The organism is Noviherbaspirillum sp. L7-7A (assembly GCF_019052805.1).
Classification (GTDB): domain Bacteria; phylum Pseudomonadota; class Gammaproteobacteria; order Burkholderiales; family Burkholderiaceae_D; genus Noviherbaspirillum_A.
Genome location: NZ_JAHQRJ010000001.1, coordinates 1,730,816 through 1,748,374, shown reverse-complemented (window position 1 = coordinate 1,748,374; position 17,559 = coordinate 1,730,816). Strand labels below are relative to the sequence as shown.

General features: G+C 64.5%; 21 protein-coding genes. 8 read left to right on the top strand and 13 right to left on the bottom strand.

Going from position 1 to position 17,559, the window contains the following annotated elements:
- Positions 1-4 precede the first annotated feature (4 nt).
- Genes fliJ through fliF form a run of 5 tightly spaced genes read right to left on the bottom strand, consistent with a single transcriptional unit; the run spans position 5 to position 5,221 of the window.
- Complete coding sequence (gene fliJ / locus KTQ42_RS07965; protein ID WP_217345025.1) at positions 5-445, bottom strand: flagellar export protein FliJ; 441 nt, start codon at positions 443-445, stop codon at positions 5-7.
- Positions 446-477: 32 nt separating this feature from the next.
- Positions 478-1,884 carry a flagellar protein export ATPase FliI gene (gene fliI / locus KTQ42_RS07960; protein WP_217346863.1) on the bottom strand — a complete coding sequence of 469 codons (1,407 nt, stop codon included), beginning with the start codon at positions 1,882-1,884 and terminating at the stop codon, positions 478-480.
- Positions 1,881-2,552: a FliH/SctL family protein gene (locus tag KTQ42_RS07955; RefSeq protein WP_217345024.1), complete on the bottom strand. Its 672-nt coding sequence runs from the start codon at positions 2,550-2,552 to the stop codon at positions 1,881-1,883. The genes fliI and KTQ42_RS07955 overlap by 4 nt, the downstream gene beginning before the upstream one ends.
- Positions 2,545-3,540: a flagellar motor switch protein FliG gene (gene fliG / locus KTQ42_RS07950; protein WP_217345023.1), complete on the bottom strand. Its 996-nt coding sequence runs from the start codon at positions 3,538-3,540 to the stop codon at positions 2,545-2,547. The genes KTQ42_RS07955 and fliG overlap by 8 nt, the downstream gene beginning before the upstream one ends.
- A complete protein-coding gene (gene fliF / locus KTQ42_RS07945) occupies positions 3,533-5,221 on the bottom strand; it encodes a flagellar basal-body MS-ring/collar protein FliF (protein WP_217345022.1) in 1,689 nt (562 codons plus the stop codon). Before fliF ends, fliG begins: the two co-directional genes overlap by 8 nt.
- Positions 5,222-5,421: 200 nt before the next feature.
- Here fliF and fliE point away from each other — a divergent pair, with 200 nt between their 5' ends.
- The 4 genes from fliE to KTQ42_RS07925 all read left to right on the top strand — a co-directional run bounded on the left by fliE (position 5,422) and on the right by KTQ42_RS07925 (position 8,801).
- On the top strand, positions 5,422-5,781 hold the full coding sequence (gene fliE / locus KTQ42_RS07940; RefSeq protein ID WP_217345021.1) for a flagellar hook-basal body complex protein FliE: 360 nt from the start codon (positions 5,422-5,424) through the stop codon (positions 5,779-5,781).
- A 444-nt stretch (positions 5,782-6,225) separates the two neighbouring features.
- Positions 6,226-6,540 carry a DUF4148 domain-containing protein gene (locus KTQ42_RS07935; protein ID WP_217345020.1) on the top strand — a complete coding sequence of 105 codons (315 nt, stop codon included), beginning with the start codon at positions 6,226-6,228 and terminating at the stop codon, positions 6,538-6,540.
- A 102-nt stretch (positions 6,541-6,642) separates the two neighbouring features.
- Entirely contained in the window at positions 6,643-7,209 is a 567-nt protein-coding gene (locus KTQ42_RS07930; protein ID WP_217345019.1) for a hypothetical protein, read from the top strand.
- A gap of 1,292 nt (positions 7,210-8,501) precedes the next feature.
- A complete protein-coding gene (locus tag KTQ42_RS07925) occupies positions 8,502-8,801 on the top strand; it encodes a hypothetical protein (RefSeq protein ID WP_217345018.1) in 300 nt (99 codons plus the stop codon).
- A gap of 128 nt (positions 8,802-8,929) precedes the next feature.
- Here KTQ42_RS07925 and KTQ42_RS07920 read toward each other — a convergent pair whose 3' ends face one another.
- Both KTQ42_RS07920 and infA read right to left on the bottom strand, forming a co-directional pair.
- Positions 8,930-9,139, bottom strand: coding sequence for a dodecin (locus KTQ42_RS07920; protein ID WP_217345017.1), 210 nt, complete (start codon positions 9,137-9,139; stop codon positions 8,930-8,932).
- A 435-nt stretch (positions 9,140-9,574) separates the two neighbouring features.
- A complete protein-coding gene (gene infA, locus KTQ42_RS07915) occupies positions 9,575-9,838 on the bottom strand; it encodes a translation initiation factor IF-1 (RefSeq protein ID WP_217345016.1) in 264 nt (87 codons plus the stop codon).
- A gap of 545 nt (positions 9,839-10,383) precedes the next feature.
- Here infA and KTQ42_RS07910 point away from each other — a divergent pair.
- Together KTQ42_RS07910 and KTQ42_RS07905 are read left to right on the top strand one after the other, a co-directional pair.
- A complete protein-coding gene (locus KTQ42_RS07910) occupies positions 10,384-10,641 on the top strand; it encodes a hypothetical protein (RefSeq protein ID WP_217345015.1) in 258 nt (85 codons plus the stop codon).
- Positions 10,642-10,769: 128 nt separating this feature from the next.
- Entirely contained in the window at positions 10,770-11,096 is a 327-nt protein-coding gene (locus KTQ42_RS07905) for a hypothetical protein (protein WP_217345014.1), read from the top strand.
- A 52-nt stretch (positions 11,097-11,148) separates the two neighbouring features.
- Here the strand turns inward: KTQ42_RS07905 and KTQ42_RS07900 are convergent, their stop codons facing one another.
- The 6 genes from KTQ42_RS07900 to KTQ42_RS07875 all read right to left on the bottom strand — a co-directional run bounded on the left by KTQ42_RS07900 (position 11,149) and on the right by KTQ42_RS07875 (position 15,653).
- Positions 11,149-11,886, bottom strand: coding sequence for a flagellar brake protein (locus tag KTQ42_RS07900; protein WP_217345013.1), 738 nt, complete (start codon positions 11,884-11,886; stop codon positions 11,149-11,151).
- Positions 11,883-12,185 carry an EscU/YscU/HrcU family type III secretion system export apparatus switch protein gene (locus KTQ42_RS07895; protein WP_217345012.1) on the bottom strand — a complete coding sequence of 101 codons (303 nt, stop codon included), beginning with the start codon at positions 12,183-12,185 and terminating at the stop codon, positions 11,883-11,885. Before KTQ42_RS07895 ends, KTQ42_RS07900 begins: the two co-directional genes overlap by 4 nt.
- Positions 12,172-13,203 (bottom strand): flagellar hook-length control protein FliK, encoded by a 1,032-nt coding sequence (locus tag KTQ42_RS07890; RefSeq protein WP_217345011.1) that lies wholly within the window; start codon positions 13,201-13,203, stop codon positions 12,172-12,174. The genes KTQ42_RS07895 and KTQ42_RS07890 overlap by 14 nt, the downstream gene beginning before the upstream one ends.
- Positions 13,204-13,211: 8 nt before the next feature.
- Complete coding sequence (locus KTQ42_RS07885; protein ID WP_249222680.1) at positions 13,212-13,577, bottom strand: flagellar protein FliT; 366 nt, start codon at positions 13,575-13,577, stop codon at positions 13,212-13,214.
- A 280-nt stretch (positions 13,578-13,857) separates the two neighbouring features.
- A complete protein-coding gene (locus KTQ42_RS07880) occupies positions 13,858-14,511 on the bottom strand; it encodes a response regulator transcription factor (protein ID WP_217345010.1) in 654 nt (217 codons plus the stop codon).
- Entirely contained in the window at positions 14,508-15,653 is a 1,146-nt protein-coding gene (locus KTQ42_RS07875) for a sensor histidine kinase (RefSeq protein ID WP_249222679.1), read from the bottom strand. Before KTQ42_RS07875 ends, KTQ42_RS07880 begins: the two co-directional genes overlap by 4 nt.
- A 399-nt stretch (positions 15,654-16,052) precedes the next feature.
- Between KTQ42_RS07875 and KTQ42_RS07870 the strand changes: the two genes are divergently transcribed.
- Positions 16,053-16,907, top strand: coding sequence for a CheR family methyltransferase (locus KTQ42_RS07870; RefSeq protein ID WP_217345008.1), 855 nt, complete (start codon positions 16,053-16,055; stop codon positions 16,905-16,907).
- A gap of 8 nt (positions 16,908-16,915) precedes the next feature.
- Positions 16,916-17,524 (top strand): chemoreceptor glutamine deamidase CheD, encoded by a 609-nt coding sequence (cheD, locus tag KTQ42_RS07865; protein WP_217345007.1) that lies wholly within the window; start codon positions 16,916-16,918, stop codon positions 17,522-17,524.
- Positions 17,525-17,559: the final 35 nt, after the last annotated feature.

Below are 17,559 nucleotides of genomic sequence, written 5' to 3'. Positions count from 1 at the left end.
GTGGTTAGCGTTTGTAGAGCAGCTTGCGGGCTGCCTGTTCATCGGTTTGCTTCTGTTCCCGCTTGGCGACCTTGGCGTCCTCGGCCTTTTGGGCGCGGCTGCACAGCGCGTCGTAGGAAATGCGCTTGCGCTCCGATTCGCGCCAGGCATTGCGTTCCTGTTCCACCCGCCATTCGGCATCGCGCACCACCTGCTGCTGGCCCGAGATGGCCTGGTCCAGCTTGTCCATGAAGCCCTGGAAATTGCGATAGGCCATGGGCGTGAAGCCGGTCGTCATCGTGACCTGGAAGCGGCTGGCATAGTCGTCGCGGTAGCCGGAGAGCAGGGCCAGCTTCTGCTGCGCCTCCTCGGCCGCGCGCACCGCACGGCCGAGCCGCTTGGCGGCTTCGTCGACATCCTTGGTCGCCAGCTCGATCAGTGTGGTCAGTGCGGAAATATCAGCCATGCGCCATTATCGATGCGGCCCGCCTCTGCCCATCAGCCGAACAAAGCGGAAAGTTGGCCGCAACTCTCGGGCATGGTCGACTGCTCATGGATGCCTTGCTGCAGGAAGCTGGATATGCGCGGCTGCAGCGCAATGGCTTCATCCAGCATCGGGTCGCTGCCGGCACTGTAGGCGCCGACCGCGATCAGGTCGCGGCTGCGCTGGTAGCGCGAGGTCAGCTGCTTCAAGCGCCGCGCCAGGGCCTGCTGTTCCGGCGTGGTGATGCTGTGCATCACGCGCGAGATGGACTGCTCGATGTCGATGGCGGGATAGTGGCCGGCTTCGGCCAGGGTGCGGTTGAGCACGATGTGGCCGTCGAGGATGGCGCGGGCCGAGTCGGCGATCGGGTCCTGCTGGTCGTCGCCTTCGGTCAGCACGGTATAGAAGGCGGTGATGGAGCCGCCGCCCTCGCGGCCATTGCCGGTGCGCTCCACCAGCGCCGGCAGCTTGGCGAACACCGAGGGCGGATAGCCCTTGGTGGCCGGCGGCTCGCCGATGGCCAGCGCGATCTCGCGCTGCGCCATTGCATAGCGGGTCAGCGAGTCCATGATCAGCAGCACGTTCTGGTTCTGGTCGCGGAAATGCTCGGCGATCGCGGTGGTGTAGGCGGCCGCCTGCAGCCGCATCAGCGGCGGATTGTCCGCCGGCGCGGCCACCACCACCGAGCGCTTCAGGCCTTCCTCGCCCAGGATCTGCTCGATGAATTCCTTGACCTCGCGGCCGCGTTCGCCGATCAGGCCGACCACGATCACATCGGCGCTGGTATAGCGCGCCATCATGCCCAGCAACATGCTCTTGCCCACGCCGGAGCCGGCAAAGAGCCCCATGCGCTGGCCGCGTCCCACCGTCAGCAGGCTGTTGATGGCGCGCACGCCGGTATCGAGCACTTCGGAAATCGGCGCGCGGCCCAGCGGATTGGCGGCGCGCACCGACAGCGGCGCGGCATGGCTGGCATTGAGCGGGCCGAGGTTGTCGAGCGGGCGGCCGGCGCCATCGACCACCCGGCCCAGCAGCTCGATGCCGACCGGCAGGTGGCGGGTGCGGTCGCTCGGCCGGCGGCGCGGATGATTCACCGCGCCGGGGCGGGGCAGGGACTGCACCACTTCCACCGGGAACACCCGGCTGCCCGGCACCACGCCTTCCACATCGCTTTGCGGCATCAGGAACAGGCGGTCATTCTCGAAGCCCACCACCTCGGCTTCGATGCGGGTGCCGTTGGGCAGCGGTATCGTGCAGGCGCTGCCGACGGCCAGCTTCAGGCCCACGGCTTCCATCACCAGGCCGGCCACGCGGGTGACCCGGCCCGACACCTGCAGCGGTTCGGCGATGGTCAGCAGTTCGCGGCAGTCGCGCAGGTAGGCGCGCCAGCGTTCGCCCGCCTGGCCGAGTTCCTGGTTCATGCCAGCCATAGGCCATCCTTGCCCAGCGATGCGGCGATGCGCTGCCAGCGGCTGCCGGTGGCGGCGTCGATCTGGTTGCTGGCGGTTTCGATGCGGCAGCCGCCGCGCTCCATCGCCGCTTCATCCAGCACCCGCCAGCCGGCGCTTGCCAGCTCGGTGCCCATGCGCTCGCGCACCAGCAGCGCATCGTCCGGATGCAGGAACAGCAATGCCGGCTGCTGCAGCGTGGGCAGATAGCCGATCGCATCATTGACGATGGGCAGCACCCGTTCCGGCTGGATTGCCAGCGTGGTCTTGAGCATGGCCTTGGCCAGGTCCAGCGCCAGGTCGAGCAGGTCCTGCGCCACCAGTTCCTTGGCATGCGCGATCTCGGCGCCGAAGGCCTGGCTCAGCTGCTGCAGCAGGGTGTTTTCTTCCAGCGCCTGGGCGCGGCCCTGTTCCATGCCGGTCTGGTAGCCCTGGGCCAGCCCTTCGGCCAGGCCTTCGCGCCTGGCCTGCTCGCGCGCCGCGGCAATCTGCTCGCGCGCCTCGGCCAGGAGGGCCTCGGTATCGATCTGCGGCTGCTGCGGCTCGGCCGGCGGCGGTGGCGGCGCTTCCGGCTCGCCGAAGGAGGCCATCTCCCAGCGCTGGTAAGCGGTCTGCCGCTCTTTCGGCAAGGCTTCAGACATACGCGTCCTCGCCCTTCGCGCCCAGCTGGATCTGGCCTTCGTCGGCCAGGCGGCGCACCACCTGCAGGATTTCCTTCTGCTGCGCCTCGACTTCCGACAGCCGCACCGGACCCTTCGATTCCAGGTCCTCGCGCATCATCTCGGCGGCGCGCTGCGACATGTTCTTGAAGATCTTTTCCCGCATCTCGTCCGACGTGCCCTTCAATGCGATGATCAGCGACTCGGACTGCACTTCGCGCAGGATTACCTGGATGCCGCGGTCGTCGATGTCCATGATGTTGTCGAAGACGAACATCTCATCCATGATCTTCTGGGCCATCGACTCGTCATAGGTGCGCAGGTTGGCCATCACCGAGGTCTCGCCTTCGCCCGACATGAAGTTCAGGATCTCGGCCGCGGTGCGTATGCCACCCATGGGCTTCTTCTTCACGCTCTCGTTGCCCGACAACAGCTTGGTCAGCACTTCGTTCAGTTCGCGCAGCGCGGCCGGCTGCACGCCGTCCAGCGTGGCGATGCGCAGCACCACGTCATTGCGCAGCCGCTCGGTGAAGCGGTCCAGCACCTCGCAGGCGTGGTAGCGCTCCAGGTGGACCAGGATGGTGGCGATGATCTGCGGATGCTCGAAGCGGATCAGGTCCGCCACCGATTCCGAGTCCATCCACTTCAGGCTTTCGATGCCGCTGGCGTCGCGCTGGCCCAGGATGCGGTTCAGCAGCGACGAGGCCTTGTCGTCGCCGAGCGCCTTGGTCAGCACGGTGCGGATGTATTCATCCGAGTCCAGGCCGATGGAGGTGTTCTCCTCGGTCTTCTCGATGAAGTTCGACAGCACCTTTTCCAGGTCGTCGTTCTGCACCGCCTTCATCGACGACATCGCCGCGCCCAGCTTCTGCACCTCGCGCGGCCCCAGATACTTCATCACTTCGGCGGCTTCATCCTCGCCCAGCGCGAGCATCAGGATCGCGCCTTTCTGTACGCCTGCGTCACTCATTTCCGTCCACCCAGTTCTTCACGATATTGGCCACCATGCGCGGGTCCTGCCGCGCCAGCGCCTTGGCCGCTTCCAGGTTTTCCTGGTAGCTGCGCTGCTTGGGCGCCGGCAGCGCGCCCGCGCTGAGCTCGACCACGGCGCCATCCTCGTCGACCCCGTTCTCCAGAGCGGCCTGCCCCTCGCTGTTGTCCGGCAATGCCGGCGGCGGCGGCGGCGGCGACACGGTGCGCAGCAGCGGCCGCAGCATCTTGAGGTAGAGGAACAGCAGCGCCAGGCCGATCAGCAGGTAGCGTCCGCCTTCCTTGGCCATGGCGATGTATTCCGGATTCTTCCAGTACACCGGCTCGACCGGCACTTCCTTCTCGGGCGTGACGAACGGGCTGTTGAGCACATTCAGGGAGTCGCCGCGCTCCTTGTTGAAGCCCATCGTTTCCTTGATCAGGTCGGTGATCTGGGCCTTCTCGGCATCGGTCAGGGCGCGGGTGGCGGGCTTGCCGTTCTTGCCCATCTCGGTACGGTAGTTCAGCACCACCGCCACCGACAGCCGGCGCAGTCCGCCCATGGGCTGCTGGGTGTAGCGGATGGTCTTGTCGACTTCGTAATTGATGGTGCTGTCGCGCCGGGTATTGCCGGCCTGGGCCGGCGCCGCGCCCGGCTGGCCGGGCTGGGCCGGCTGGCCATTGATGGGCGCGGTGGCATTGGCCTGCGGCTGGTTCGACAGCGCGCCCGGCACGCCCCCGGCGCCGGCGCCGGCCGGGCCGCTGGCTTCGCTGCTTTGCTGGCTGCGGATCGATGCGCTGTCCGGCGTGCCGTTGGGCTTGTAGGTTTCGGCGGCCTGCTCGATGCGCGAGAAATCGACGTCGGCGGTTGCTTCGGCCCGGACATTGTTGGCGCCGACGATGGGCGTGATGATGGACTCGATGCGGCGCGCAATGCCCTGCTGCAGTTCCTGCACGTATTTCAGCTGGGTGGCATCCAGCGTGTTGGCATTGGCCGGCTTGTCGTTGTTGGACAGCAGGTTGCCGTCCTGGTCGACCACGGTGACGTTCCTGGCCGGCAGGTCGGGCACGCTGGACGCCACCAGGTGCACGACGGCGCTGACCTGCTGCGCGTCCAGGCTGCGGCCGGGATGCAGGTTCAGCAGCACGGAAGCGGTGGGCTTCTGCTGCTCGCGCACGAACACCGTGTTCTTGGGCATGGCCAGGTGCACGCGGGCCGTCTGCACCGCGGCGATGGACTGGATCGAGCGCGCCATCTCGCCTTCCAGCGCGCGCTGGAAGTTGACCTGCTCATGGAACTGCGATACGCCCAGCTTCTGGTTTTCCATCAGCTCGAAGCCGACGCCGCCGCCCTTGGGCAGTCCCTGCGCCGCCAGCTTCAGGCGCACGTCATGCACCTGCTCGGCCGGCACCAGGATGGCCACGCCGCCGTCGGCATATTTGTAAGGCACGTTGAGCTGCTGCAGCGAAGCGACGATGGCGCCGCCATCCTTGTCGGTAAAGTTGGAGAACAGGACCTTGTACTCGGTCTTCTGGCTCCACATCCAGATGCCGGCCATGATGGCCAGCACCGCCGCCGCGCCGATGGCCGCCAGCACCTTCTTGCCGGTGGGGCTCTGGACAAAGCCCATCACGCCCGCTGGCTGGGGCAGGGCGATCGGGCTTGCTTCTATCGCTTCCATGTGTGCTTTCGCATGAATCTATCCGCCTTGTGCTGATCAGTGAATATTGCACTGAATCAATTTTTTTCGCATGGGTGATTGTCGTCTGGCCGGACAAAATCAATCGGGGGAAAAGAGCCTGGTTTCGGCCGCTGATTCAAGGGCTGGCCAGAGGCGGCGCTGTTAAGGTAGCGGCGTGAAATAGCGGCATGGAGCGCGACATGAGCATCAATGCAATAGACAGCGGCAGGATAGAAGCCATGGTGGCGCAGCTGCGCAACGCCGCCGCGCGCGCCGCCGGCCCGGCGACGGCGCCGTCGGAAGTGGAGCAGGCGACCCAGGCGGGCGCGCCCGGCAGGGTTGATTTCGGCGAAGCGCTGCGCAGCTCGCTCGACCAGGTCAATGGCGCCCAGCGCAAGGCCGAGGACATGGGGCAGCGCTTTGCGCTGGGCGACGACAGCGTGAACCTGTCCGACGTGATGATCGCCAGCCAGAAGGCCAGCATCAGCTTCCAGGCCACCGTGCAGGTGCGCAACAAGCTGGTGTCGGCTTACCACGACATCATGAACATGCAGGTGTAAAGGTGGATGGGCATGCCGATGCCTGGCCTGGCTCGGCTGGCGCTGCGATAGCATCCGGCGCCGTGGCAGGCGGATAAAGCGGATAAGGCGGATAAGGCGGATGCAGCATGGACTGCGTCGCATAAGCCATAGCCATATTCGTAATATGGCGCGTCGGCGCCTGCATGCCTGCCCATGCCCATGCCGCCGTCACTGTTCTTTTCCGCTGCCATGAGGGTCATCGACACCCTTGCATGACCTGTTTTGTGCCGCATTAAATCCGCGCTGAAAAATTCATATCGTTTCGTCATAAACGCCGCGCACGCCGTGCCGCCGGGGGTTTGCTTCCGCACTCATGGGCATACACTGTTTTGCATGAGGCAGGCTTGCCTCGCAAGCCTGCACTCAGGCAGGACCTGACGGACCCGACTTCCTCCCGCCCGCCAAGCCCAAAGTCATCTTGCTTTGGAGACCATCATGAAGATCAGACATCTCGTCCTGTTCGCTGCGCTGGCGACGGCAGCGGCAGGCATGCAGGCGCAACAAACCGAATTCCGCGCGCCGGACAGCGGCTTCCATTCCGCGCTGACGCGGGCGGAAGTGCGCGCCGATCAGCGCGACGCATTTGTTTCCGGTGTGACGCCGCAGAAAATGCATGACGGCCAGGACATGCATTATGCGGCTGGCAAACAGACCCGGCGAGACGTGCGGGCCGAGGCAATCCAATCGGCACAACTGCATCGCCGTGACGGCACGCGCGGCATGTATTTCGGCGATTGATCCCTTCCGGCGATGCCGGCGCCAGGCCTGCCGTCGCATAGCGCGACAGCGTCCCGCCAGGCTGGTCGCGGCATCGCCGGCGCCATGCACAGGAGGCCAGTCATGAACACTTTCATCAACACCATTGCGCTGGGGACAGCGGCGCTGGCATGCACGGCGGCATTGGCCGCCGATGCGCCTGCCGGCAAGGCCCAGACCGACCACCAACTGATCAGGAGCGCGATGGCGGCGGCGCCCCGCAAGGTGGGGGCGGGCGCCACCATCATCGTTGCCGGCAAGGATGGCGGCATGCGCACCCTGCGCGAAGGCAGCAATGGCTACACCTGCATGCCGGATAACCCGGCCACGCCCGGCCCCGACCCGATGTGCATGGACCGCGCCGCGCTGGACTGGGCCGGCGCATGGATGGCCCACAAGGAGCCGGCAGCGGGCAAGGTCGGCTTCATGTACATGCTGTCCGGAGGCACCGATGCCAGCAACACCGACCCGTATGCAACCAGGCCGGGCCCGGACAAGCACTGGGTCAAGACCGGACCGCATGTAATGCTGGTCGGCGCCGAACAGGCTTTTTACGACATGTATCCGAAGAATCCTGACCCGGATACCTCAATGCCTTATGTGATGTGGCCGGGTACGCCTTACCAGCATCTGATGATTCCGGTGAAGTAGGGCGCTGACAGTGGCGACTGTCAGCGGCTGATCACATGGAACGACCGCGTGTGCTTTCTCACTTACTGCGCTTGCTCTCCAATCCCTGCATAAGGCAGCGCTTCCCGAGGGCAAGCTTTACTTTTCATTCAGGAGAAATGATGGGAGAAAGAACTTCAGCGCTTGTGTCTTCCCGCACGGCGGTACCGGAGAATCGCGCAATAGACTATCCGGCAGCCCTGGAAGAACGGCACGCGGATAGTTACTCGACCAGGCTTCCCAACGCGCCAGGACTGTTACATCGGCCTTTATTCACGGTTAAGCCACCAGACATTGCGGAACTTCTTGCGAAACACCAGCATGGGGAAGAGATGGACAAGCTGGCCGCACAGCTTGTGAGTCAACCCGTCTACGTCGTGCCAACCATGAAGGACATCGAATTCAGGATGCCAGTGCGACAGGAGAAAGGAAATGACGCCTTAGTGGCGCAACTGGTAGCGACACAGGCACCGGCTACAGCGGTCACGGACCAGCAATCCGCTGCCAACTGCTGTGTCTGCCCGCCCTGCAATCTTCTGTAGGCCTTGCCGTTGAAGGAGATCGCCACGCTTTCCATGCGTGGTGGCGCAGTAAAGCTGGCGCTGGCGTCGCGCCTCTTATAGCCGGTCTGGTTTGGCCTGGTCAGCCGGGCTGCGCCGCTGGCCAGTTGCAAGAGCGACCCTGTCATAGATCATCCCCAGACCATTTGGCCCCGCATCGGTTTCCCGATCAGCGGCGATAGTTCGCCTGCTGGCCTCCGGTAGCCTGGTAGCCCGGTTGCCCGGCCTTCAATATTTTCCACTCCGCCTCTCGGTGTGATCTTCCTCGCCATCGGGTTGCGCCTGAATCCACGCGAGATGCCGCCATCGCTTCGTCGGCGAACTGGCGTCGCAACCCGGTGAAGTCATGCGGTGAGAGTACGGCTGTTGGTCGCTAATCGCTCGGAACGATTGGCCGTGCTTGCTTACTCCAATGGCTCGTTCTCGATTTCACGGCAACGCAGTGTTTCGCGGACCAACTTTAACTTTTTAATCAGGAAAAATGATGGGAGATAGAAATGCAGTCGTGCCGTTCTCAACGGCAAACGCTCGTACAGTGACGCCTGCTGGTGACATTCGAACCAACGCTTGCGTCGTAACACGGCAGGCAAGCAGTGACATGCACGCAACGAACGTTGGGCCGCGAATGTCGGAACGTAAAAACCTGCAGGATCAATCGGGGGCCCTGCAAAGCACATCACGAAATACCTGGCGAATCAGACGTACGGAGAATAATTGACGGGCATAAAAAATCTTTTGCAAGGCGAAACCAAGTGCACCGGAATAACGCTGACGAAGAACCCGCACGCCAACTCAATGCCGTGGCAACAGCTCGTCGACAAGGCAAACGTCAATATTCATCATGCACTGTCGCCTGCCAAGGAGGATGCATTTGCCGGCGGGCTTCCACCTGAGACGATAACGCTCTTTCTCGGAGCGAACGGGTCTGCGGAATTCTGTGCATCTGCAGTAGCGCCTACGCAAGAACAGTCCATTGCCAATAGCTCTGCTCCTCCCCCCTGCAATCTCCTGTAAGCCCTGCTGCCCAATAGGAATAGTCCGCTGGCAAGCCGCAACGGCGGCCATGCCATTCATCACCAGGATTGGCAATCGCTCAACCCTGCCTTCCGCAAGATGTACGCAAGGCAGGGCCGGCGCGCCGGCTATTCCTCCAGCCTGAATCCGGCTTTCAGCGTTACCTGAAAATGGGCGATGGCGCCATTGACGAGGTGGCCGCGGGTTTCCACCACTTCGAACCAGTCCAGGTTCTTCACGGTCTTCGACGCGCGTTCAATCGCGTTGCGGATCGCGGCGTCTGAACCGTCGGGGGAAGAGCCCACCAGTTCAATGATCTTGTAAGTATGTTCGGACATATCGTCACCTTTCTTTTCGTCGTGAATGAGAGCGTTCCAACCGGCGCCAATAGCCAATAGCCAATAGCCAATAGCCAATAGCCAATAGCCAATAGCGCGCCAGGGTGCTCAGGCTAGACCAGTGCCACCAGCGCTGGTTCAGGCAGACCCGGAAAAGATTGCGGGTGCTCAACAGTAAGCCGTGTCATGTCTGTGATGAAGGCGTTCGCTGGCGGATGGAGATGAAAGGATGGGAAGCAATGCTGGCACTGCGAAGCGTGTGCCATAGCAGGAAGGTACCGAGGGGGAAATCCGGCAGGCCGGATTGCTGGGAGATGCGAGCCGATGCAGTGCACGGCCTTTGAAGCGAGACTGCGGCTCTCCATGCCAGCCTGTACGACCGGCATCAGACCGCGCTATACCGCTTGCGCAGCCTGGCCTGACTTCATGCCGCCATCAGTGCCGGCGACGCTGTTGTCCGCCGCCCACCGGGCCGCGTTTTTCAATGTGACGGAAGGTGATGCGGCCCTTGCTCAGATCGTAGGGCGACAGTTCCAGCGTGACCTTGTCACCAGCCAGGATGCGGATGTGATGCTGGCGCATCTTGCCCGAGGTATAGGCGATCAGCTGATGGCCGTTATCCAGGTCAACCCGGAAACGCGAGTCGGGCAGGACTTCGGCAACCATGCCATTCATTTCAAGCAGTTCTTCTTTAGCCATGTTGTTTTCCCTTGTAATCATTCGCGCCCACGCAAAAGGCGGGGGCACGGCGAGGCGTCGGCGCGAAAGCGCGCGCATCGCGAAGTCATAGGCAGCCTGGATCTCGGGCTGCCGGCAAGTGTGTGTTGCCAGTGCCGCCGGGAGGCTGGCGGCAAGGCCGATACTTGCTTGCGCCAGTCGGGCAGCGTGGCCGGCGCGGTGAAAGTTGCGTTGGAACAGTCAGCAGGCTGGAGAGGCGTTCGCTTGCGACTGGGCGGTGTGGATGGAAGGCGGTGCTGCGTTCGGGCCAGAATCCTGGCTGGCAAGCCGACATTATAACCGATTCGCCTGCTCCGCGCCTGACATTGCCTGTGGCGGCCTTCACCGCGATGGCTGATCCGTGTCAAGCAGCGTGGCCGAACGGCCGTCGCGTTGGGCGGACTAAGCCATGCCCATTCATGACGGGCCGGGAGAGGGCGCATGTTACGTCTGGCAGCGCGATGGATGGGATTGGCATCAGCCAGTAGCCGCTACCGGCACTGGTCAACGCATCGACAAGGAGAACCATGGTTCCTGTTCCTCAAGCCTCATCCAGACCGCTTGCCGCGCCCTCATCGGGCGTTGATGATCCGCCGTCCCCCGCGCCGACGATCCAGGAAGCGCCGGTGCTGTCGCAGCCGCAGGCTGACGACGGTGTCCGGCGCTTCTTCAGTGCGGCTGGCGGTGGAGCGGCCGCCCAGCCTGCAGATGCGCAGCCGGGCCGCATGCCGGCAGTGCTGTCCCGGGCCTGGTCCGCGCTGCCGCCGCCGAACACCGAGGATTGACCCAAGGCGCCGTATGGGTCGTGCAAGCGGTCGGCCAGCTTGCAATTTCATCAGCCGTCCTGCGCAGCCGCATCACGGATTGCGCAGGCTTGACGTATGCTGGGCATTTTTCAGCGGAATCCAGCACCATGTCGATATTCTCCTCTGCCGCCGTGCGCGCCCTGGCGCCTCATCTGGTTGATCTGGTCAAGGGCGTGCTGCCGCTCTTTACGCCCGAGCGTGAAGCGGCCGAAGCGCCGCCCGAACAGGTCGACGATGTGCAGCAGCGGCAGATCAGCGAGCTGCAGCAAGCCGCAACGCTGCAGGCCACGGCCATCCGCGAGCTGGCCGAGCGCAGCGAAGCCTCGATGCGCGCGCTGGAAGCGGAGCTGGCCAGGCAAAAGCGGCTGACGCAGGCGGCCCTTGCCGTTGCCGTGGTGGCGGCGCTGCTGGCCGTGTGGGCCTTGTTGCGCTAGCCGCCGCTAACTAACCGCCTTGTGCCGCGCAGGCGCCCGGCCGGCCGGCGCTTCAGGCAATGCCGTTGATCCGGGCGTTCTGGTCGCGCTCGAGCTTGCTGACATAGCGCTGCACCAGCGCCAGCGTCGCCGCATTCGGGTTGATGAAGGCGCAGCCCAGCCGCCGCGCAACCCGGCCGTTATAGAGGGTCAGCTCGCAGCAATTCATCACGCACAGGTGGACCACGATATTCTGCGCGCCAGGCAGCTGCAGTTCGCAGTGGGTGTATTCCGCACCCGGGCTGGCTTCCAGCAGCTGGTGATCGTCGATCAGCGCAAGGCCGCCGGCGCTGACGTTCTGCACCGCGAACGACACCGGTGGCGGGCCATCTTCCTTGGCGATCTGGATCGAGCAGCGCGGCGACAGCACGCGGTAGTGCTCGCGCCGCTGCAGCCGGATCATGGTGTCGGGCAGCGCAATGCGCAGCGCCGGCCGCGCGTCATGCAGGCATGCCGTCGCCTGCTTGGCGAAGAAGGCGATGCGTATCCTGTCCAGCGCGGTATCGAAGGAAATGCTGTCGCTGGCCAGGATGCGCTCCACCTGCTCCGCATCGCGCGCGGTGTCGATGATCACGCTGTCATCATTGACTTCCAGCACCGCGGTGGCAAGCGCGTCCTCGCCGTCGGCGAAGATCATGCGCACCAGTTCGTGCCTGTCGGCCAGGCGCCGCAGCAGTGCGATGATTTCACGGCGCGAGTGGATCAGGTAGGGGCCGACGTCATCGACGCCGATATTCATTTGCAGGTTCATTCCGGTCCATCAGAGGGTTGATCGGTATAGGGCGGTTGGCCTTTTTCAAGCCGGTAGAGCCAGGCCAGCAGTTCCGCCACGGCGCGGTACAGGGCCGGCGGAATGTCGCGGTCGAGGTCGACCTGCATCAGCAATGCCACCATTTCCCTGGATTCATGCAGGAACACGCCATGCTCGCGCGCGCGCGCGATGATCTGGTCGGCCACCAGGCCATAGCCCTTGGCGACGACGCGCGGCGCCGTGTCGCCCTGGCCATAGGACAGCGCCGCGGCGCTGCGGCGCGGGTCAGACGGGTTCATGGCGCACGGTCATCAGGTCCAGCGGCAGGCCGGCCGCTTCCAGCGCCAGCGCCAGTTCGCCGCCGCTGGCGCGCAGCAGGTCGGCGCTGCCGGCATCCTGTGCGCGCAGCGCCAGTTGCAGGCGGCCTCCCTGCAGTTGCAGGCTGCCGGCAACGGCGCCCAGCGCCGGCAATTCCAGCCTGACCGTGCTCTGCCAGGCGCGCTCGGCAGGCGGCTGCGCCGGGGCGGCGGGATCGCGCGGCTCTTCACGCACTTCCCATTGCATCGCCTGGCCCGGCAGCAGTTCGCCCTGCCAGCTCACGCTGCGCTGTTCCAGGGTGTCGAGCTGCAGGCGGATCAGGGGCGCGGCGTCCAGCATTGGCGGCGCGGCGTCCGCAGGGGAAGCCGCGGCCAGGCCGGGCGTGCCCTGCACCACCCGCAGTTCGGAAACACTGTCGGCAGGAATGATCTGCAGGAACTGCATCTGCGGCTCGCGCTGCAGCTGGGGCAGGGAGCGGGCGCCGTGCGCCCACTGACTGACGTGGGATTCATAGAACAGGCCGCTGTACTCGAGGCTGTTCTGCAGCGCCTGCGCCAGCGGCGCGGCCTGCAATGGCGTGCCTGGCGCGGCCAGCGGCGCGGCGCCGGCCAGCGCTGCGGGCGTCGCTGAAGCCGGCCGGTCCTTCATGAGGCTGCTGACCAGCCGGGCGGCGGGGCTGACGAATGCCTGGTCCTGGGCCGCAGGCCGCTCCAGCAGGAACAGCGGGCGCGGCTCGCGTCCCACCATGGTCAGCGACAGCTGTTCGCCGACCCGGGTGCCTTCCGGCAAAGCCATGCGGGCGGCGGTGTCGGCAATGCCCACGACGAAGTCGCCATTGGACAGGCGCGACAGCACCTGCGCCTGAAAGGCCTTGCCGGTTTCCAGCGCGGTGAGGCGGCGCAGGCTTTCCTGGCCGGGGTCGCCGAGCGCGGCGACCGGCACCGCGGCGCCGACGGGCGCAGCCGCGGCGGTGCCGCTGATGCCAGGAGTAACCGCCATGGGAGGGTCTAGCCCTTGTGGCCGCTATGGCCGTTGTGGCCGCCATGACCATTGTGGCCATCGCGCTGGGACGGCCGCTGCGCGACGCCCTGCAGCAGCCGCGACAGCTGGTGCAATGAAGGTTCGGTAATGTTGCGTATCTCGCGGTCGTCCGCCAGGATGGATTGCAGGAGGCGTACCTTGCGCGCCCGCAGTTCAGCCGGCAGCGCCGGTGCCGGCTGGCCATGCCGGAGCACTTCCACCTGATCGGCGCAGGCCTGTTCCAGCCGGTGCAGCGCGTCCCAGTCATTCGAGCGGGCTGCGGTGAGCATCTGGCGCGTCAGCGTCGATACATTCTCATACAGCCGGATGACTTCCTCGCTGCTCATAGCCATGCGCCCGCCATCGTCAGGCCGGACCAGGCCGCGTCGTCGGCGCGCCGCGAGGCGGGCAGGGCACAGGCGCTGATGGCGCCATGCATACTTCCAAACATACTTCTGTCTCCAGATCCGATTGAGGCCGCGCTGCCGACTTGCGTCGTAAAAGCGCCCGAGGCGCGAAAATCACACTCTAACGGTATAACGGCAGCTTCAATCAGGACTTTAGAGGGGCAAAGCTGCCCTTATTCGGGCATCAACATGGCGCGTCATGGCAGGCCTGGGCCTGGGCCCGGTATCAGTCCACCAGCTTGTGCTTGATTGCGTAATGGGTCAGTTCGGCATTGTGCCGCAGCCGCATCTTGGCCAGCAGGCGCGAGCGGTACATGCTCACGGTCTTGACCGACAGCGCCAGCTCGGCGGCGATGTCGCTGACCGCCATGCCCGAGGCGATCATGGTCAGGGTCTGGAATTCCCGGTCCGACAGGCTTTCATGCAGCACCTCGTCGCGGTCGTCGCTGACCTGGTTGGCCAGCTGCTGCGCCAGTTCCGGGCTGATGTACTTGCGCCCGGACGCCACCTGGCGGATCGCATTGACCAGCTCGGCCGGGGCGCTCTGCTTGTTCAGGTAGCCGGACGCGCCGGCCTTCAGCGCCCGCACCGCGTACTGGTCTTCCCGGTGCATCGACAGCATCAGCACCGCCAGCGCCGGCTTTTCCTTGCGGATCTGCTTCAGCACCTCGATGCCGCTGCGGTCGGGCATGGAAATGTCCAGCAGCAGCACATTGCTGTCGCAGCCGCGCACCAGCTGCACCGCCGACAGGCCGTTCTCGGCTTCGCCCTCGACCACGATATTGGCCGTGTCGGCCAGGATCTGCTTCAGGCCTTCGCGTACGATCGCATGGTCGTCGGCGATCAGCACCCGGATGGTTTTCCCGCTGTTCCTGTTCATGACGCAGCCGTTTCCCGATGATGTTCACGCGCCGCCGGCGGCAGCGGCAGCCGCACCGCCACCCGGCAGCCCGGCCCGGCGTCGTTCGGGCCGACGTCCAGCATGCCGCCCAGCGCATGCACGCGTTCGACCATGCCGCGTATGCCGAAGGACTTGGGCTTCATCCGGTCAGACGGCGACAGGCCGCGCCCGTTGTCGCGCACTTCCAGCGCGATTGCATCATCCAGCACGTCCAGCCGCACGTCGACCCGCGACGCCTCTGCATGCTTGCCGATGTTGGTCAGGGTTTCCTGGAAGATGCGGAACAGGCCGGTCGCCTGGTCCGGCGGCAGGTCGATATCCTCGCCGCTGGCGCCCGGCCCATGCAGCTCGCACGGTATGCCTAGCTGCTTCTCGAATTCCTGCGCCTGCCATGCAATCGCCGCGACGATGCCCAGGTCCAGCGTGCTGGGGCGCAGGTCGCGGGAAATGCGGTGCGCCGCCTCGATGGTGCGGTCCACCAGCGCATCCACATAGTCGGCCTTCTCGCGCAGCAGGGTGTCGCCCTGGGGCAGGCGCCGGGTGAGCTGGGACAGGGCCATCTTGATGGCGGTCAGGTTGCCGCCCAGGTCGTCGTGGATCTCGCGGGCGATCCGGGTGCGTTCCTCTTCCTTGACCCGCTCCACGTGGGCCGACAGTTCTTCCAGCTGGCGGCGCGAACGCAGGATGTCCTGCGCCGCCTTCTTGCCCTGGGTGATGTTCGTCATCAGCCCGTCCCACTGGATGCCGACGCCATCGACGCGGCGCGGCGTGGCGCGCAGGTTGATCCATTTGATGTCGTGCCAGGTCTCTATCCAGATCCGGCCTTCCCAGTTCCAGCTGGCCAGGCGGCTGGCCGAAGCCTGCATCGTCTCCAGGTAGGAGGCGCGGTCTTCGGGTTCGATCAGCTGCAGCAGCAGTCCGGGGTCGTTGCGCAGCCGGCTGGCGGAAATGCCCAGCAGGCTGGCGCAGCCGCGGCTCAGATAGGGAAAGGCCTGCGTGCCGTCATCGCGCAACAGGAACTGGTACACCAGGCCCGGGGTATTGGAAGCAACGGCCAGCAGGTGGGATGTGCCCGCCTGGTTGGCCGCCTCCTGGCTATCTTGCTGAATGCTTGCCGCCATGCTGTTCTCGTGCCGCCATGCGCCGCGTTCGGCTTGAACGGCAATTGTTATTTCTTGTTCGTAAATTTGTTGCATGGCTCTTATCGAACGTTGCAACGATTGCCGCACAATAGCATTTTTGCGTGGAAAGCTGAAGCCAGGCCGGGCTCAGTGTGGCGGCGTGTGACCGGAAGCGCACACTCCTTATTGTTTCTTATAGGAAATTAAGATATAACTCCGCTTCTGTCGGGCCAGCGGAGACCTTGCTAAAGACTCAGCGCCGGCTGCCGATAATCAAAGGCAGAAGCAGAAAGTGAAATTGCAGCGGGCGGTACGACTGGCAGCAGCCCGCTGAACCTGCATTGCCCCCATTTTGAAAAACGCAACACCAAACCCCGCGAGCAAACGATGGTCGTCAGCATGAAAACAAGCCGGGTGCAGCAACGTGCCGAAGGCTTGAAGGAATTCGAATTCACCGCTCGGGATTTCGAACGGGTTCGTTCGCTGATCTACAAGCAGGCCGGCATCGCGCTCGCGCCGGGCAAGCAGGAAATGGTCTACAGCCGCCTGGCACGCCGGCTGCGCTCGATCGGCATGCATTCCTTCGAACATTATCTGGACATGCTGGAGCACGACCGCGCCAGCGCCGAGTGGGAGTCGTTTACCAATGCGCTGACCACCAACCTGACCTCGTTTTTCCGGGAAGAGCATCATTTCCCTATCCTGGCCGAGCATGTGCGCAACCGGCGCGACGTCAAGGTCTGGTGCTCGGCCGCGTCCACCGGCGAGGAGCCGTACTCCATTGCAATGACGCTGTGCGAAGCCTACGGCACGCTGACGCCGCCTGCGGAGATCCTGGCCACCGACATCGATACCAATGTGCTGGCCACGGCTGAAGCCGGCGTCTATCCGATAGAGCGGGTGGAGCGGCTCTCGCCGGAGCGGCTGCGCCGCTTCTTCCAGCGCGGCACCGGCGCCCAGGCCGGCCTGGTGCGGGTGCGGCCCGAACTGCGCAAGCTGATCACCTTCCGCCAGATCAACCTGCTGGACGACAGCTATCCGATCAAGTCGGCCTTCGACGTGGTCTTCTGCCGCAATGTGATGATCTATTTCGACAAACCGACCCAGGGCCGCATCCTGTCGCGCTTTGCGCCGCTGATGAAGCCCGACGGCCTGCTGTTTGCCGGCCACTCGGAAAATTTCCTGTATGTCAGCGACGCATTCAAGCTGCGCGCCAAGACGGTTTATCAGCTGGCTTCGGCTCGCACACTCTGAGAGCATCCATGCCTATCGCCACGCCCGAGCATTTCGCCAGCAACCTGTACTACGACCGCACCTTCGATAGCGATGCCGCCAAGATCCTGCCTGGCGAGTTCTATTGCACCATCAAGGACATGCTGATCGTGACGGTGCTGGGTTCCTGCGTGGCGGCCTGCATACGCGACCGGGTTTCCGGCATCGGCGGCATGAACCACTTCATGCTGCCGGACGGCGGCGACAGCGACAATCCGCTGATTTCGGCTTCGGCCCGGTACGGCACCTTTGCGATGGAAGTGCTGATCAACGAACTGCTGAAAAGCGGCGCGCGCCGGGAAAACCTGGAAGCCAAGGTATTCGGCGGCGGCAATGTGCTGCGCGGCCTGACGGCGCTGAATGTCGGCGAGCGCAATGCCGCCTTCGTGCGGGCCTATCTCAAGGCTGAAGGCATCAGGGTGGTGGCGGAAGACCTCAACGACATCTTTCCGCGCAAGGTCTATTTCTTCCCGCGCACCGGCCGGGTGCTGGTGAAGAAGCTGCGGGAACTCAACAACAATACCCTGGTCAACCGTGAACAGGACTATGCCAGCCGCCTGCAGGGCGGCAAGGTCGGCGGCGCGGTCGAGCTGTTCTGAGGCGTCGCGCCATCCGGCGATTTTTTTCCGCCGCC

What these genes read in the sequence shown, in the direction of transcription:
- fliJ (WP_217345025.1), bottom strand. Translation starts at nt 445, where the DNA reads ATGGCTGATATTTCCGCACTGACCACACTGATCGAGCTGGCGACCAAG.
- fliI (WP_217346863.1), bottom strand. Translation starts at nt 1,884, where the DNA reads ATGAACCAGGAACTCGGCCAGGCGGGCGAACGCTGGCGCGCCTACCTG.
- KTQ42_RS07955 (WP_217345024.1), bottom strand. Translation starts at nt 2,552, where the DNA reads ATGTCTGAAGCCTTGCCGAAAGAGCGGCAGACCGCTTACCAGCGCTGG.
- fliG (WP_217345023.1), bottom strand. Translation starts at nt 3,540, where the DNA reads ATGAGTGACGCAGGCGTACAGAAAGGCGCGATCCTGATGCTCGCGCTG.
- fliF (WP_217345022.1), bottom strand. Translation starts at nt 5,221, where the DNA reads ATGGAAGCGATAGAAGCAAGCCCGATCGCCCTGCCCCAGCCAGCGGGC.
- fliE (WP_217345021.1), top strand. Translation starts at nt 5,422, where the DNA reads ATGAGCATCAATGCAATAGACAGCGGCAGGATAGAAGCCATGGTGGCG.
- KTQ42_RS07930 (WP_217345019.1), top strand. Translation starts at nt 6,643, where the DNA reads ATGAACACTTTCATCAACACCATTGCGCTGGGGACAGCGGCGCTGGCA.
- KTQ42_RS07920 (WP_217345017.1), bottom strand. Translation starts at nt 9,139, where the DNA reads ATGTCCGAACATACTTACAAGATCATTGAACTGGTGGGCTCTTCCCCC.
- infA (WP_217345016.1), bottom strand. Translation starts at nt 9,838, where the DNA reads ATGGCTAAAGAAGAACTGCTTGAAATGAATGGCATGGTTGCCGAAGTC.
- KTQ42_RS07910 (WP_217345015.1), top strand. Translation starts at nt 10,384, where the DNA reads ATGGTTCCTGTTCCTCAAGCCTCATCCAGACCGCTTGCCGCGCCCTCA.
- KTQ42_RS07905 (WP_217345014.1), top strand. Translation starts at nt 10,770, where the DNA reads ATGTCGATATTCTCCTCTGCCGCCGTGCGCGCCCTGGCGCCTCATCTG.
- KTQ42_RS07900 (WP_217345013.1), bottom strand. Translation starts at nt 11,886, where the DNA reads ATGAACCTGCAAATGAATATCGGCGTCGATGACGTCGGCCCCTACCTG.
- KTQ42_RS07895 (WP_217345012.1), bottom strand. Translation starts at nt 12,185, where the DNA reads ATGAACCCGTCTGACCCGCGCCGCAGCGCCGCGGCGCTGTCCTATGGC.
- KTQ42_RS07890 (WP_217345011.1), bottom strand. Translation starts at nt 13,203, where the DNA reads ATGGCGGTTACTCCTGGCATCAGCGGCACCGCCGCGGCTGCGCCCGTC.
- KTQ42_RS07885 (WP_249222680.1), bottom strand. Translation starts at nt 13,577, where the DNA reads ATGGCTATGAGCAGCGAGGAAGTCATCCGGCTGTATGAGAATGTATCG.
- KTQ42_RS07880 (WP_217345010.1), bottom strand. Translation starts at nt 14,511, where the DNA reads ATGAACAGGAACAGCGGGAAAACCATCCGGGTGCTGATCGCCGACGAC.
- KTQ42_RS07875 (WP_249222679.1), bottom strand. Translation starts at nt 15,653, where the DNA reads ATGGCGGCAAGCATTCAGCAAGATAGCCAGGAGGCGGCCAACCAGGCG.
- KTQ42_RS07870 (WP_217345008.1), top strand. Translation starts at nt 16,053, where the DNA reads ATGAAAACAAGCCGGGTGCAGCAACGTGCCGAAGGCTTGAAGGAATTC.
- cheD (WP_217345007.1), top strand. Translation starts at nt 16,916, where the DNA reads ATGCCTATCGCCACGCCCGAGCATTTCGCCAGCAACCTGTACTACGAC.